The sequence below is a fragment of the Clostridium sp. D33t1_170424_F3 genome, from assembly GCF_015667585.1.
In the GTDB taxonomy this organism is placed as follows: Bacteria; Bacillota; Clostridia; order Oscillospirales; family Acutalibacteraceae; genus Anaeromassilibacillus.
In genome coordinates this window covers 40080-53658 of the sequence record NZ_JADPEG010000019.1, presented here as the reverse complement: position 1 = coordinate 53658, position 13579 = coordinate 40080, and the positions used below count along the sequence as shown (strand labels likewise).

The 13579-nt window shown below is 53.2% G+C and carries 15 protein-coding genes; 10 read left to right on the top strand and 5 right to left on the bottom strand.

All coding sequences use genetic code 11. The features are described from left to right. Window positions 1-109: 109 nt before the first annotated feature. Both I4V53_RS12245 and I4V53_RS12240 read right to left on the bottom strand, forming a co-directional pair. Entirely contained in the window at window positions 110-766 is a 657-nt protein-coding gene (locus I4V53_RS12245; RefSeq protein WP_195985979.1) for a hypothetical protein, read from the bottom strand. A 61-nt stretch (window positions 767-827) separates the two neighbouring features. Continuing rightward, window positions 828-1052 carry a helix-turn-helix domain-containing protein gene (locus I4V53_RS12240; RefSeq protein WP_195985978.1) on the bottom strand — a complete coding sequence of 75 codons (225 nt, stop codon included), beginning with the start codon at window positions 1050-1052 and terminating at the stop codon, window positions 828-830. 240 nt (window positions 1053-1292) lie between these two features. On the opposite strand from I4V53_RS12240, the gene I4V53_RS12235 reads away from it, so the two are divergent. The 4 genes from I4V53_RS12235 (at window position 1293) to I4V53_RS12220 (ending at window position 6050) form a co-directional block, all read left to right on the top strand. Then, the gene (locus tag I4V53_RS12235) at window positions 1293-1658 is read left to right on the top strand and encodes a BlaI/MecI/CopY family transcriptional regulator (RefSeq protein ID WP_195985977.1); all 366 of its coding nucleotides are present in this window, start codon (window positions 1293-1295) and stop codon (window positions 1656-1658) included. Beyond that, window positions 1658-3730 (top strand): M56 family metallopeptidase, encoded by a 2073-nt coding sequence (locus tag I4V53_RS12230; protein WP_195985976.1) that lies wholly within the window; start codon window positions 1658-1660, stop codon window positions 3728-3730. Before I4V53_RS12235 ends, I4V53_RS12230 begins: the two co-directional genes overlap by 1 nt. A gap of 224 nt (window positions 3731-3954) precedes the next feature. After that, window positions 3955-4602, top strand: coding sequence for a thiamine phosphate synthase (gene thiE, locus I4V53_RS12225; protein WP_195985975.1), 648 nt, complete (start codon window positions 3955-3957; stop codon window positions 4600-4602). A 383-nt stretch (window positions 4603-4985) separates the two neighbouring features. Beyond that, entirely contained in the window at window positions 4986-6050 is a 1065-nt protein-coding gene (locus tag I4V53_RS12220) for an NAD(P)H-dependent flavin oxidoreductase (protein WP_195985974.1), read from the top strand. Between the two features lie 53 nt (window positions 6051-6103). On the opposite strand, the gene I4V53_RS12215 is transcribed toward I4V53_RS12220, so the two are convergent. Next, complete coding sequence (locus I4V53_RS12215) at window positions 6104-6664, bottom strand: SLOG family protein (protein WP_195985973.1); 561 nt, start codon at window positions 6662-6664, stop codon at window positions 6104-6106. A 102-nt stretch (window positions 6665-6766) separates the two neighbouring features. Between I4V53_RS12215 and I4V53_RS12210 the strand changes: the two genes are divergently transcribed. Continuing rightward, the gene (locus tag I4V53_RS12210) at window positions 6767-7021 is read left to right on the top strand and encodes a helix-turn-helix domain-containing protein (protein ID WP_195985972.1); all 255 of its coding nucleotides are present in this window, start codon (window positions 6767-6769) and stop codon (window positions 7019-7021) included. Window positions 7022-7057: 36 nt separating this feature from the next. Here the strand turns inward: I4V53_RS12210 and I4V53_RS12205 are convergent, their stop codons facing one another. Together I4V53_RS12205 and ychF are read right to left on the bottom strand one after the other, a co-directional pair. Then, the gene (locus I4V53_RS12205) at window positions 7058-7663 is read right to left on the bottom strand and encodes a GNAT family N-acetyltransferase (protein ID WP_195985971.1); all 606 of its coding nucleotides are present in this window, start codon (window positions 7661-7663) and stop codon (window positions 7058-7060) included. Window positions 7664-7678: 15 nt separating this feature from the next. Then, on the bottom strand, window positions 7679-8773 hold the full coding sequence (gene ychF / locus I4V53_RS12200) for a redox-regulated ATPase YchF (RefSeq protein WP_195985970.1): 1095 nt from the start codon (window positions 8771-8773) through the stop codon (window positions 7679-7681). Window positions 8774-9748: 975 nt separating this feature from the next. On the opposite strand from ychF, the gene I4V53_RS12195 reads away from it, so the two are divergent. The 5 genes from I4V53_RS12195 to I4V53_RS12175 all read left to right on the top strand — a co-directional run bounded on the left by I4V53_RS12195 (window position 9749) and on the right by I4V53_RS12175 (window position 13503). Then, window positions 9749-10999 (top strand): [Fe-Fe] hydrogenase large subunit C-terminal domain-containing protein, encoded by a 1251-nt coding sequence (locus I4V53_RS12195; protein ID WP_195985969.1) that lies wholly within the window; start codon window positions 9749-9751, stop codon window positions 10997-10999. 142 nt (window positions 11000-11141) lie between these two features. Then, window positions 11142-11648: an RNA polymerase sigma factor gene (locus I4V53_RS12190; RefSeq protein ID WP_195985968.1), complete on the top strand. Its 507-nt coding sequence runs from the start codon at window positions 11142-11144 to the stop codon at window positions 11646-11648. Further along, window positions 11645-12115 (top strand): anti-sigma factor family protein, encoded by a 471-nt coding sequence (locus I4V53_RS12185; RefSeq protein WP_195985967.1) that lies wholly within the window; start codon window positions 11645-11647, stop codon window positions 12113-12115. The genes I4V53_RS12190 and I4V53_RS12185 overlap by 4 nt, the downstream gene beginning before the upstream one ends. After that, entirely contained in the window at window positions 12102-12656 is a 555-nt protein-coding gene (locus I4V53_RS12180; RefSeq protein ID WP_195985966.1) for a hypothetical protein, read from the top strand. The genes I4V53_RS12185 and I4V53_RS12180 overlap by 14 nt, the downstream gene beginning before the upstream one ends. After that, window positions 12649-13503, top strand: coding sequence for a hypothetical protein (locus I4V53_RS12175; RefSeq protein ID WP_195985965.1), 855 nt, complete (start codon window positions 12649-12651; stop codon window positions 13501-13503). Before I4V53_RS12180 ends, I4V53_RS12175 begins: the two co-directional genes overlap by 8 nt. Window positions 13504-13579: the final 76 nt, after the last annotated feature.

The following is a 13579-nucleotide window of genomic DNA, read 5'->3' as shown; positions in this document are numbered from 1 at the left end:
TTTTATCAATATTGATAAGCGCAAAAAGGTGAACAGCCAAGGCTGTCCACCTTTTCTACATAGAAACAGATTCGCCCATCTTTTTCCACTCACAAAATAAGCTGTACCGCTATGGCTTTGACGTAATATCCTGTATTAGATCTTCTACATCCTGTAAAGATTTTAACTGATAGGAATACGTGTAGTCGTCAAAAATCAATTTGCCGTCATCATAGAGAAAAACATCTCTCCGTCCATCCGTCAATCCATAATCCGCAATGTCCGGGAAATACAATTCTGCGTCGTCGATCCTCCAATAGGACGACGCATCGTATTTTTTGGGCAGGAAAATCCCCGTCATTCCGCTTCTAATGCAGGAAATGACTTCTGAATCCTCATAATGGACAATGGTGTTAATGGGAACAGGCATGAGAAGAGATACCGTTGAACCAACGGTTGCTGTTCCTGACAATACCTTAGTAACCTTTACCTTTGCAATGGATTTGTCATAGGTATAGGAACCGATGGATATTCTTATGTTTTTAATGTCCGATACCTCACCCATAAACATATCCGCCGAATGATTGTTGATGAACTCTTCGGGCGTGTAGTATGGAAACAGGGCGGATGACTCTAATAATGAAAAGTAAAAAGGGATATAAGAAACTTTAGCGTTTTTGGAAGAAGCGGATAAACGCATGGGAATCGAGATGTTCGGCAAAACACATCCTATGCTGATAAGAATCAAGATTGCCACCATGATAATAACCGGTTTTTTCTTAAACATTTTCATTTCCTCAAATAAATTACAGCTAAACACCTACAATTATCAAGCCGCCAACTTCCTGCTATTGATTTACCTGTTTCTCATCGGTTCTTCCCACCAGATAATCCAGCGACACATTGAATAACTCCGCAATTTTGAGCAGGATTTCCAATTTCGGCTCCCGCGTTATCAGTTCATAGTTCTGATAGGTCTTTTCGGTAATATCGCAGTAGATCGCGACTTCGCCCTGCGTAAGCCCCTTCTCTTTTCTGCATTGTTTCAGCCGCTCTGCCAATATTTCTTTCATGTTTCAGCACCTACAATTGTTCTGATCTATACCAAAGTATACGATTTTGCAATAGAGATAATACCAACGATCGTTGGTGACAGGCTGCAAGAGGACAAAAATGGACCACTTGTATGATCGTCCACACAAGCTTTGGCGAACGTCTCCTCACATTTTCACAAACCCTCTTGACATTTCTGTCTAATTGCATTAGACTAAAGATACAAGGCAGTCTAATGCGATACGACAGGAGGGCTTTTCATGCATACCTACCAATTGGGTGAAAAACAACAGCAGTTTGCAGACATCATCTGGGACAACGCGCCGGTTTCCTCCCGGATGCTGGCGGAGCTGTGCGCCGAGGCGTTGGGGTGGAAACGGACCACCACCTATACCATGCTGAAAGGGCTCTGCGACAAGGGGATTTTTGAAAACCGCGGCGGCACCGTCGTGGCATTGATGAGCAAAGAGGATTTCGCCGCGGCACAGGGAAAAGAGTTCCTGCGCGAAAGCTTCGGCGGCTCCCTGCCGAAGTTCCTGACCGCCTTTACCCGAAAAAATAAACTCAGCGACAGCGACGTTGCCGAGCTGCAAAAGCTGATCGATGAACACAGGGAGGGATCGTAATGCTGGAATCCTTGTTTTTATCCGTACTCCGCATGAGTCTCACTGCAAGCTATGCCATTTTGTTCGTTCTGCTTGCACGGCTGCTTTTGAAAAAAGCGCCCAAGATTTTCTCCTATGCGCTGTGGAGCGTGGTTTTATTCCGGCTGCTTTGCCCGTTTTCCTTTGAAAGCGTTTGGAGCCTTCTGCCGGCGAACGAGCCGCCTGTTCTGCAGGAGGTTTTCTACGCCCCAACGACGCCGAACAGCGGCGCAGCCGCTCCCGCCGTCACGCCCATCGTTCCCGCAGCCCCCACGGGGCAAACCCTTTCACCGGACTGGAACGCGATCGCGGCTGTGATCTGGCTAGCAGGTGTTTTCGCCCTCCTTGCCGCCAGCGCCGTCTCGCTGGTCAGGCTGCGCGGCCGCCTGCGGGACGCGGTTCCTTACAGAGACAATATTTATTTTTCCGAATCATTGGAAACCGCCTTTGTCATCGGCTTTTTTCGTCCCAAAATCTATTTGCCCGCGCACCTTTCCGACGCGGAGCAATCCTTCATTTTGCTGCACGAACAGACCCATATCCAGCGTTTGGACTATCTTGTAAAGCTGGTCAGCTTCTTCTCACTGTGCCTGCACTGGTTTAATCCGCTTGTCTGGCTGGCGTTCGCTTTGAGCGGCAAGGACATGGAAATGTCCTGCGACGAAGCGGTAATCAAACGATTGGGAAGCAATGTCAAAAAGGACTATTCCTCCTCCCTGCTCACCCTTGCGGCTGGGAAACGGCTGCCGGGCGGCACGCCCCTCGCCTTTGGCGAGGGCGACACAAAAGGCCGCATCCGGAATGTCCTCCATTACAAAAAGCCGGCCTTTTGGCTCGTTGCCATTGCAGCGGTTGCCGTCGTCTGCGTGAGCGCCGGGCTTTTGGCCAATCCAATCAAAAACACGGCGGAAGCGCCCGGGCCGCAGCCCCTCCTGCAATACCGCACCCCGTATACCGGCGACAACGCCGCCGTGGGGAATCTGGTTTCCGCGTTGGATTTCCCGGAAAACCTGCAATACGACGGCGTCGAACTGCAAACGGCGGAGACGCCCTACGGCATCACGATTCGCTTCAAGACCGATACGGAAACCCGAAATTTTTACTCCGGCGCTTTCAATCAGAACCCTTTTCAGCAAAATGCCGTCCTCCTGTTTTCTCTCATTGAAAACGCTGACACCATTACCTTTACTTGGGACGACGGAAAAGATCCCTATTCAGAAAGCTTCTCCCGCGCATGGGCGGAGGCCCTGATGGAGGAAGAAAATCTCTTTGGGCGCACGGAAACCCCGGAAAAACTGGAAGCGCTGTTACAGGAAATCCCGGTCAAAGTGGGCAATCACACGGAAGATCAGATCAAGCACCCGAAGGAAACGCCTCATGAAGCTATCACCTTCTATGTGAAGCCCGACGAACCGCTGGACGTCATCGGCAACACCGCCGCCACCGTGTTCCTGAATTCCTTTGTGGGAGAAGATGTTCCCGCGGACCGCCGCATCGCAGCCTTTCAAATTACCGACGTTACGGTGATCGCCGGGGAACCAAAGGCCGGGACGACCCGGGAAGAAATGCCGTATCATTATGTGGTGCAGATGACCTACGACATCGAAACCTCTTCTGAGGAATACCTTGCGGCGGGAGACGGCATATCGGGCAAGGGCAAATTCAGCGGCCTGTTCCGCGAGCTTTGCGTGAAGGCTCTGGAAAATGGCGGCTTTGAGATTGTCAGCGCCGGCACCGGCGGCGGCACGCAGGCGTTTGCGCCGCCGGGCTACCAAAACAGTCTGACTGACGGCGAACGGAAGGAAACCGAGGCGATCGCCAAGGCGCATTTTTCCAAAGAACCCTTTGAAGGGGTCGCCGCCCTCAACGCCGTACCCGACGATTCGCCCCAATACCACAACAGAGGCATTGAAAGCGAGTACGCGGCGGGCAATCTCATTATCTATGAGGTCCTCACCGTCAAGGACCAGCGGGAGGGCAGTCCCCCGCGCACAATCTCCATTGCGAGAACCAGCCGGGATGCGGATTGGGAGGTCGTCAACTGGGGCTATTGATATCCGTTTGACAAATGGAAATGCCTGTGATACGATAAAGATACATCAACGGGGGGCTCGCACCGGCGGGCTGAGAGTAAGCGGAACGGAGCTTTGACCCAAAACCTGATTTGGATAATGCCAACGTAGGGAACCACACGATTTTTCGGGGACATGCTTTTGGCGTGTCCCCTTTTGTCGTTTTGATCCGCCGCATATCCAGTGATAGAAAGAAGGATTTACCCATGAACGCAATCGATTGCAGCCTGTATCTGGTGACCAACAGCGACCCGTTCCCGGAGGAACGCTTTCTCAAGATTATAGAAGAAGCTCTGCAAAACGGAGTTACTCTGTTACAGCTTCGGGAAAAGGAGCTGACCGGGCGGGCGTACTATGAACGCGCTCTTGCTGTCAAAAAGCTGGCGCACCAATATCACGTTCCGCTGATCATTGACGACCGCGTCGATATTGCACTGGCGGCAGACGCGGACGGCGTGCATCTGGGGCAGAGCGACCTGCCCGTCTCTGTGGCGCGCCGGCTGATGGGACCAGATAAAATCATCGGCGCGAGCGCCAAGACGGTGGAGCAGGCGCTGGAGGCGGAACGCCAGGGCGCGGATTACCTGGGCACCGGCGCCATTTTTCCCACCAAAACAAAGGTAATCACCCGGCAGACCAGCACGGACACCCTGCGCGCCATCTGCGAGGCCGTGAAAATCCCGGTCGCCGCGATCGGCGGGCTGAACCGTGAAAACGTCCATGTGCTGGACGGTATCCCCGTCAGCGGTTTTTGCGTTGTCTCCGCCATTATGTACAGCGATACGCCCGGCGCGGCGGCAAGGGAGCTGGCGGCGATTTCCACCAAGATGCAGGCCAGGCGCCAGAGTCTGTAACGCGTGTTTCTTTGCCGCCGCTGAATTTTCCACAGGACGCGCGCAGAATGTGGAAAACGGGCGTCTCTTTTCGCTTTACGAATCCTCGAAAATGCGATATAATAACCGCACGGCGTGACCAAAATCAGAGATTTTGACGCCTGAGCGAACATTGTTCCGTTGTGATGGAGGCTGCGCCTCTTCATGGAATAATAACCGCACGGCGTGACCAAAATCAGAGATTTTGACGCCTGAGCGAACATTGAAGCATACCGGCTATGTGCAAATCGACTATAGCTGGTTAAATGCATTCCATAATCGATACGGGTATGCTATAATAACAATTACATAAAAAATTTTAAGTAGTTTAGAAGCGGGAAACGCACCCGTATGGAGGATTCTATATGAAATTAAAACCATTGCAAATCGGCGAATTGACCGCTCGTCTGCCGATCATACAGGGCGGCATGGGCATCGGCGTCAGCCTTTCCGGGCTGGCGGGCGCAGTCGCCAAAGAGGGCGGCGTGGGCGTGCTCTCCGCCGCACAGCCCGGCTTTGACGAGCCGGACTTTTCGGAAAACACCACGGAAGCCAACCTCCGCGCTTTGGAACGCGAGATCAAGCGCGCGAAGGAAACGGCGGACGGCAACGGATTGATCGGCGTCAATATCATGTGCGCGCTGCGCAACTACAAAGAATACGTCCAGTGCTGCATCAAAAGCGGCGCGGACCTGATTATCTCCGGCGCGGGCCTGCCGACCTCCCTGCCGGAGCTGGTGGAGGGAAGCAAGATCAAATTTGCCCCCATCGTCTCTTCCCTGAAGGCGGTCAAGGTGCTGTTCAAGCTCTGGTCCCGCCGGTATAAAACCGTATCCGATATGGTGGTAATCGAAGGCCCCATGGCGGGCGGGCATCTGGGTTTTGCGGTGGAAGAAGTTGACAAGGACGACTTTTCCGACTACGACCGCGAGGTTTCCTCCATCATCGAATATGTGCGCGGCTTTGAAGAGCCTTTCGGCAAAAGGATTCCCGTCGTTGTGGCGGGCGGCGTTTACGACCGCGCCGACATCGACCACTATCTTGCATTGGGGGCGGACGGCGTGCAGATGTCCACCCGTTTTGTCGCCACAGAGGAATGCGACGCGGATATTCGCTTTAAGGAAGCCTATGTCAACGCGAAAAAAGAGGATATTGCCATCGTCAAAAGCCCGGTCGGGATGCCCGGCCGCGCAATCCGCAACGCGTTTATCCGGGAGCGGGAAAAGAGCAAGGAGCGGATTCAGAAATGCTACCACTGTCTGGAGCACTGCGACCCGTCCGCCATTCCCTACTGCATCACGGGCGCGCTGGTGCGGGCCGTCCGCGGCGACGTGGAGAACGGGCTGGTGTTCTGCGGCGCGAACGCCTGGCGGGTAAACCGCATCATGCCCGTTAAGGAATTGATGGCGGAACTGGCAGGGGAAAGTTAATTTGCAAAAAACATGTCATGGAATGCAAAAGCATTTCATGACATGTTTTTTTATTATCCTATCCATCTTTCCTTTTTCTGTTCTGACACCATCGTTTCAAAGGTAACAGGATTCAACATATAAATTTTCTTTTTGTATTCCTGCGCTTGTCGGATTGTTCTTCCTGTTCCACTTTTTATATTTGGATGCTCCCAATCATAAACAGCAAATAAAGCATCTGATTTTTCAACCATATATAGATTGCGCTCCTGATATTTGTCATGAACAGAAAAGTTGCTCAGACAGACTCGTCCATCACAATTTTTAATAATAATATGGTATCTTTTTTGATCTTCAAAGGTCCAAAATCTTTCCCTTTCCCTAAAGGGATCAATACAGATTAACTTTATATCTTGATATGTCGTCTTCAGCTTTATAATTTCTTCTGCACTCCACATATCCACGCCCAATGTCATCGATGAATAAAAGCATCTTGCTCCGTAATCATATAACAGCTTTATCTGGGTTTCAATCGCAGCTTTTAATGCTATGCAGTCTGGGTCCCACTCATCATATCCAAAGGTAAAACGGATTGGCCTGGGCCCTGTGATAGAACAAGAAAAAAATTTTGTCATGTCAAGCCTCCTCTTGGTCAATTATTGACCAAATTATAGCACGAAAATCCTTTAGAATCAATACAGGTCTACTTTTGACCAAAAATTGTGAGGAGGATTGACATGCCTAAGCTTTTAGCACCAGATGGAAGCAAAAATATAATAGGCCCGCGCATCCGCCTCTTAAGAAAACAAGCAAAGCTTTCACAAGAAAAATTAATGGAGGATTTACAGCTACTAGGGTTTGACAGTGAACGCGGCGTTATAAAACGAATTGAAAACGGTGATCGTTTTGTCTCCGACATTGAGCTGAAAATGCTGGCCAGTTATTTTCATGTTAAATACGAGTATTTGCTTGACGGCAAAGAAGAAAATTAAAATGCGTCCTCACAACATTCTGTGAAGACGCATTTTTTATCGGTTATTCCAATATTGTTCGAGTTTGTCCTCCGCGTCGCGCAGAACGTTTTCCACAAACTCCTGCGGCAGTGTGGAAAACCCGCGCGGCGGCTCCGGCTTGTCCGGTTTGGGCGCGAGCCGCTTTTCCAGCACCAGCATGTCGTGCCACGTGCCGAGCTTATAGCCCGTGCGCGGATACTTTGCAATCTGGTGAAATCCCAGCCGCTCATGGAACGGGATGCTGTCCCGGTTTGGAATCGTCACCAATGCATACAAGGACAAATATTCCATTTCCCGCAGGAACTGGAAGACGCATTCATACAGCACCTTTGCGATACCGCGCCGGTGGAACCGCGCGGAAATATAGACGCTCAGCTCCGCGTCCCACTGGAAGGCCTTGCGCTCCCGGAAGGCGGCGGCGTAGGCGTAGCCCGCGATTTCCCCGTTGATTTCACAGACCATATAGGGAAACCCCTGCGAGATTTTCCGAATGCGCGCGGCGAATTCCTCCACGCTGGGCACATCGTATTCAAAGGTAATCGAAGTGTCTTTCACATAAGGCTCGTAGATACCCACCAGTGCGGCGGCGTCTTCCGGCCTCGCCAATCGAATCTGCACCATTGGGGTCCCCTCCTCTTATACGTTGAAACGGAACAGGACAATGTCCCCGTCCTTCATCACATACTCCTTGCCCTCCGAACGGACAAGGCCTTTTTCCTTTGCCGCGGTCATGGTGCCGCAGGCCATCAGGTCGTCAAACGCGATAACCTCCGCACGGATGAAACCGCGCTCAAAATCGGTGTGAATCTTGCCCGCCGCCTGCGGCGCTTTGGTCCCCCTGGTGATGGTCCACGCGCGCACCTCCGGCTGGCCGGCCGTCAGGTAGGAGATCAGGCCCAGCAGGGAATAGCACTCGTTGATCAAGCGGTCCAGGCCGGACTCCGCAAGGCCCATGTCCGCCAGGAACATCTGCTTTTCTTCCAGCTCCATGCCGGAGATTTCCGCTTCGATCTCCGCGCTGATGGGCAGGACACCCGCGTGCTCGCTGTCCGCAATCTCTTTCACCTGCTTGAAATAGGGGTTGTTTTCAATGCCGCCCTTGAAATCGTCTTCGCTCACGTTGGCGGCGTAGATCACGGGCTTATTCGTCAGCAGGGACACGGTGGAAAGGAGCTCGGCCTCTTCCGGCGTACACTCCACGCTGCGCGCGGACTTGCCCGCGTTCAGCGTCTCCTTAACGCGGTGGAAAAAGTCCAACTCTTCCTGATACTTCTTATCGGCTTTGAGCATCTTCTGGGTTTTATCGATCCGGCGGTCCAGCACCTCGATGTCAGAGAGGATCAGCTCCAGATTGATGGTTTCAATGTCGCGCCTGGGATCGATGCTGCCTTCCACATGAACGATGTCATCGTTGACAAAACAGCGCACCACATGGACGATCGCATCCACCTCGCGGATATTGGCAAGGAACTTATTGCCCAATCCCTCGCCCTTGCTGGCACCGCGCACCAGACCGGCGATGTCCACAAACTCGATGGTTGCAGGCGTATATTTTTCCGGATGATACATTTCCGCCAGCGCGTCCAGACGCTTGTCCGGCACTGCGACGACGCCGACGTTCGGCTCAATGGTGCAAAACGGATAGTTTGCGGACTGTGCGCCCGCGTTGGTAATGGCGTTAAACAGGGTGCTCTTGCCGACGTTCGGCAGGCCTACGATTCCCAGCTTCATTCGTTCAACCTCTTTTTCGTTATTTTCCAGCCGTAAGGCATTTCTTTTCATTGTTATTATACCTTTTTTCGGGAAAAAGAGCAACAACAGGGTTGCTGGCATCTAACGCGTTTTCCCGCTTTTCTGAAAAGCGGCGGTTTCCAAAGGCAGGGCCTTTGGCCGTTCTCCGCAGAGAACGGAACTCTCTTCCTGAGAAGAGCGAGTGGAAACGAGTGATATTGTTGTTTATGAGGCAGGAAGCTGCCTCTGGGGCTTTTCTTTGGTTCCCCGGCTTTCGCCGGGGGGTTTCGTCGCTTTGAAAAGCGACAGCAAAGACTTTTTACTTTAATAAAGTAAAACAAATTTAACATTGCAAAAGCAATAGAATTCCTTGATTTTAATAAGCAAAAAAATTGTTGCACAAGCAATGTTTTTTTAAAATCTTTAACTTTACTTCAATAACATCTTATTCTTAGATTGTTGCATTAACAATATTATATTAAAAATCCTAAATATCCTTATAGGACTTTACATAAAGCAAGCAAATTGACTGCACGCACAATCTTTGTTGCTTACTCGCTTTTGATAAAGCGGGAAAAAACCGCAGGTTGCCCTCATGCCGGGCGGCACTTACTTTTCGTCTTGCCACAAAAGTAAGCAAAAGCACGCGAAGGGGGGCGTGAGAGATGGGCTCCGGATGGGTACGACTCGCGCCCCCCTTCACCCCCGGTATCCCCCGTATACCTAAGTTGCTCAGGGCCAGCAGTGTGGTTTTCATTGCCGGCGGAGCTTTGGCTGAATTTTCTTCTTTAAATTTTTAGCAAATTATCGGTGCAGATGCCACACGGGAGATTGTTCTTTCCGTCGCGGGTATCCGTGGTATTTTATTTTGCTCCACGTCCGCCCGCGCCGTGCCGACCGCAGGTCTGGTATGAGGGAGGAAAAAGTGGTAATATTATGAAAGGAAACCAATCCAGGAAGAGAGGATCTGAACGTATGCCGTCCTTTAACGAACTATATGACCGACTGGTCCGCGCGTCTTTGGCGGACAAAACCGAAGAAGAGCTGGAACAGCTCCGGCGGGAGGACTTTGACAAAAGCCAACTGGAATGCCTGCTGCATCCCGACCAATACCCCGCCGTCTGGAAGATCGGCGACTGCGACTGCTCACAGGAAGAAGCCGCCAACTGCGCGGGAAAATGCCTGTTTGACGCGCTCCACACCGATGAAAAGGGCAACGTCACCGTCAACAACAAGCTGTGCGTCGGCTGCGGCGCGTGTGTGGAACGCTGCAAGGCGAAAAACCTGGTGGAAAGCAAAGACATCCTGCCCGCGCTCAGCCTGCTCCACAACGAGGACGCGCCGGTCTACGCCATCGTCGCGCCCGCCATCATCAGCCAGTTTACGGAGGAGGTCACCCCCGGCAAGCTGCGCACCGCGTTTAAGGCGCTGGGCTTCGCCGGCATGGTGGAAGTCGCGCTGTTCGCCGACATCCTGACGCTGAAGGAAGCGCTGGAATTTGACCAGAACATCCACACCGATCAGGACTATCAATTGACAAGCTGCTGCTGCCCCATGTGGATCGCCATGCTGCGCCGCGTCTACAAGCAGCTGATGCCGCACGTCCCCGCCGCCGTCTCCCCGATGGTCGCGTGCGGACGCGTGATTAAAAAATTAAAGCCCGGCGCCAAGGTCGTCTTCATCGGGCCGTGCCTCGCCAAAAAGGCGGAGGCCAGGGAACCCGACGTCGCCGACGCGGTGGACTATGTACTGACGTTTAAAGAGGTGCAGGACATCTTTGCATTCGCGGACATCCACCCAGAGAAAATGGCGGAGGACAACCGCGACCACTCCTCCACGGGAGGGCGCATCTACGCGCGCAGCGGCGGCGTCAGCCGCGCCGTCAAGGACTGCGTGCAGCGCCTGAATCCGGACCGCAAAATCAAGGTGCACGCGGTACAGGCCAACGGCGTTCCCGCCTGCAAGCAGCTCCTGAACGATTTGCAGGAGGGCAAGATCGACGCCAACTTTCTGGAGGGCATGGGCTGCGTCGGCGGCTGTGTCGGCGGGCCGCGCGTGCTGATCGACAGGGACGCTGCCCGGGAAAACGTCAACCAATACGGCGAAGAGGCCGCCGCGTCCACGCCGATCGACAACCCGTATGTGATCGATCTGCTGCACCGGCTGGGCTTCTCCACCGTGGAACGGCTGCTGGAGCACGACCACATGTTTACCCGCAAATTTTAATTTCATATTCAGAAGGAGGCCCGCGCGGCCTCCTTTTTTTGGTACATAAAAATTTTTTGAAAAAGTTGAAGTCAAACCGCGCCCTGCGTCGTTTTATTGATTGAACGGCCGGGAACACAGGAGGGGGTGAACACGGGCAATTATGACAAATGAACATTTTTCACAGCTGGTAAAGCAATATGAAAAGCTCGTGTTTACCATCTGCTTTCAGATGGTGCGGGACTATCAGGAGGCGCAAAATCTTTCGCAGGATACGTTCCTCTCCGCGTACCGCAGCATCGACAGCTGTCCTCCTGAACAATACAAGCCGTGGCTTTGCCGCATCGCTTCCAACAAAGCCAAGGATTATTTAAAAAGCGCCTACGCGCGGCGTGTGGCGATTCCCGGCGAAGAAACGCTGGACGCCATCCCCTCCCACGCCAGCCCGGAGGACCTCTACATCGAGGGCGAGAGCGAAACCCGCGCCCACCGCATCGTGCGGAACCTGCAGGAACCCTATCAAAAGGTATCCGTCCTCTATTTTCTGGAAGAAAAAAGCGTGGAGGAAATCGCGGAAGCGCTCAAGCGCCCTAAAAAAACCGTACAAACACAATTATACCGCGCAAAAGCCATACTGCGAGAACAACTGGGAAAGGAGCTGAGCCAATGAAACCCTATTTTGACGCGGACGGCCATCTGACCGATTTTGCCTTTGACGAACTGCTGCACGGGGAACCGGCTGAGCTGACCCGGCTGGAGATCGCGGAGCATCTCTCCTACTGCGACGCGTGCACGGAACGGTACGCCGACCTGCTGTGCGGGGACTCGCTGCTCGACGCACCGGAAACGCTTCATCCTCTCACGATGCGGCGCCTCCGGCAAAGGGCTGCGGAGCTGTTCTTCAACCGCTATGTGGCGGTGGGCGTCGCGGCGTGCCTGACCATGCTGCTCTGGCTGGGCGGCGTCTTCAACCTCAGCACAAACGAAACAAAGCCGGACCCCTTCCAAGGCCTGACAAGCTTTTCCACACAATTCTCGGAGAAGACCAACGAGATCGGGCGGCAGGTATCGGACGGCATTCAACAATTTTTTGACCACCTGAATTTGAAAGGAGCTTCCGGCAATGAAAAAAAGTAGTGTTTTGACCTTCCTCTTTTCCATGTTCCCGGGCGCCGGGCATATGTACCTCGGAATGATGAAAAAGGGCGCGTCGCTGATGCTGGCGTTCTGCGGCGTTATCGCTGTGGCAGGCTTTTTCAGTCTGCCCTTCCTGACGATTTTAATCCCTGTCATCTGGTTTTATTCCTTCTTTGACGCAATAAATCTGTGCCACCTCCCGTATGAGGAGCGTCTGGCACAGGAGGATCACTTCCTGTTCGGCGCGGACGATTTCTTCAAAAAAGACTGGCTGGGCGTCGCAAAAAAGCGCCACCTGCTGGTCGGCGGCATCTGCATCTTCCTCGGCGTCTGGATGCTGTTCCAAACCTGCATCGGGCCGTACATGTCCCTGATCTACGACACCCTGCCCTGGCTCTACCGTCTGATCGACAACCTGCCGACGATTCTGGTCGCCACCTGCGTCATTTTGCTGGGCGTTTACCTGGTGGGCGGCGGCAAAAAGAACAAGGAGCCGATCGACACCGACTACATTGAATACGGAGGGAACCGCGATGAATAACGAATACCCGGAACTTGATTTTGGCAAACAGCCGGAACCGGAACAGGAGGTCTGCTACTCCCCGGAGCCGGAGCAAACCCAGACGGAGCCGCCGCGCTATTCCGCGCCTGTCCGGCAGCCCGTGCCGGCGCGCCCCCAGCCCGCGCAGCGCGTGCGCCGGGTCGGCAGCTTTTCCATGGGATTGGCGCTGATCGTCTTCGGCGTGCTGCTCCTGCTGTTCCTGTTTACCCGCAATTACAACATCCCGCTCACCGCGGCAAAATGGTCGCCGCTGCTGCTGGTCTCCCTCGGCATCGAAATCCTTCTCAGCAACGTGCTGTTCCGCAAGGATAAGTTGAAATACGATTTCCTCAGCTGCCTGTTTACGCTGTTCCTGCTCGGAAGCAGCATGGTCATCGCGTCCATCCCCGTCTTTTATGAAGTCGGCCCGCAGCGGAGAATGGCGGAGGAAACCATCTCGCAGGAAATCCGCAGCCAATATTACGACACGCTGAAGGGCACGCCGGAAATTTCCGCCCTTCATGTACGGGTCAATCTGTACGGCGTCGATAAGGAGATTCCCAAAAACGCGCAGGATCTGCGCGCGGGGGACAGCGTGTACACCAGCATCGAGCTGCTGGACAGCAGCGAAACTCCGGAGGCCTTCGCCGCGCGCTGCAAGACGCTGATCGACAAGCTGAAATTCAGCCAGGGGTATGCAGAAACCATTCATTTTTCATCCATCCCCGCCGACAGCCAAACCGCACGGACCTACGACCTGACCGTCAACGACCGCTTCCAGGCCGATATGACGGCGGAAACGCTCTCCCGCCTGGTTTCCACCACGGAGCCGGAAGTGGACGCATAATATATATAAGCGCAAAACATAAAACAGGGCCGCGGCAAAACAAAGAAGTTTGCTGCGGCCCTGCTTGTTTATGCCA

Bases quoted from the DNA above. Each gene is read 5' to 3' on its own strand.
- I4V53_RS12245 (WP_195985979.1), bottom strand. From the start codon at position 766: ATGTTTAAGAAAAAACCGGTTATTATCATGGTGGCAATCTTGATTCTT.
- I4V53_RS12240 (WP_195985978.1), bottom strand. From the start codon at position 1,052: ATGAAAGAAATATTGGCAGAGCGGCTGAAACAATGCAGAAAAGAGAAG.
- I4V53_RS12235 (WP_195985977.1), top strand. From the start codon at position 1,293: ATGCATACCTACCAATTGGGTGAAAAACAACAGCAGTTTGCAGACATC.
- I4V53_RS12230 (WP_195985976.1), top strand. From the start codon at position 1,658: ATGCTGGAATCCTTGTTTTTATCCGTACTCCGCATGAGTCTCACTGCA.
- thiE (WP_195985975.1), top strand. From the start codon at position 3,955: ATGAACGCAATCGATTGCAGCCTGTATCTGGTGACCAACAGCGACCCG.
- I4V53_RS12220 (WP_195985974.1), top strand. From the start codon at position 4,986: ATGAAATTAAAACCATTGCAAATCGGCGAATTGACCGCTCGTCTGCCG.
- I4V53_RS12215 (WP_195985973.1), bottom strand. From the start codon at position 6,664: ATGACAAAATTTTTTTCTTGTTCTATCACAGGGCCCAGGCCAATCCGT.
- I4V53_RS12210 (WP_195985972.1), top strand. From the start codon at position 6,767: ATGCCTAAGCTTTTAGCACCAGATGGAAGCAAAAATATAATAGGCCCG.
- I4V53_RS12205 (WP_195985971.1), bottom strand. From the start codon at position 7,663: ATGGTGCAGATTCGATTGGCGAGGCCGGAAGACGCCGCCGCACTGGTG.
- ychF (WP_195985970.1), bottom strand. From the start codon at position 8,773: ATGAAGCTGGGAATCGTAGGCCTGCCGAACGTCGGCAAGAGCACCCTG.
- I4V53_RS12195 (WP_195985969.1), top strand. From the start codon at position 9,749: ATGCCGTCCTTTAACGAACTATATGACCGACTGGTCCGCGCGTCTTTG.
- I4V53_RS12190 (WP_195985968.1), top strand. From the start codon at position 11,142: ATGACAAATGAACATTTTTCACAGCTGGTAAAGCAATATGAAAAGCTC.
- I4V53_RS12185 (WP_195985967.1), top strand. From the start codon at position 11,645: ATGAAACCCTATTTTGACGCGGACGGCCATCTGACCGATTTTGCCTTT.
- I4V53_RS12180 (WP_195985966.1), top strand. From the start codon at position 12,102: ATGAAAAAAAGTAGTGTTTTGACCTTCCTCTTTTCCATGTTCCCGGGC.
- I4V53_RS12175 (WP_195985965.1), top strand. From the start codon at position 12,649: ATGAATAACGAATACCCGGAACTTGATTTTGGCAAACAGCCGGAACCG.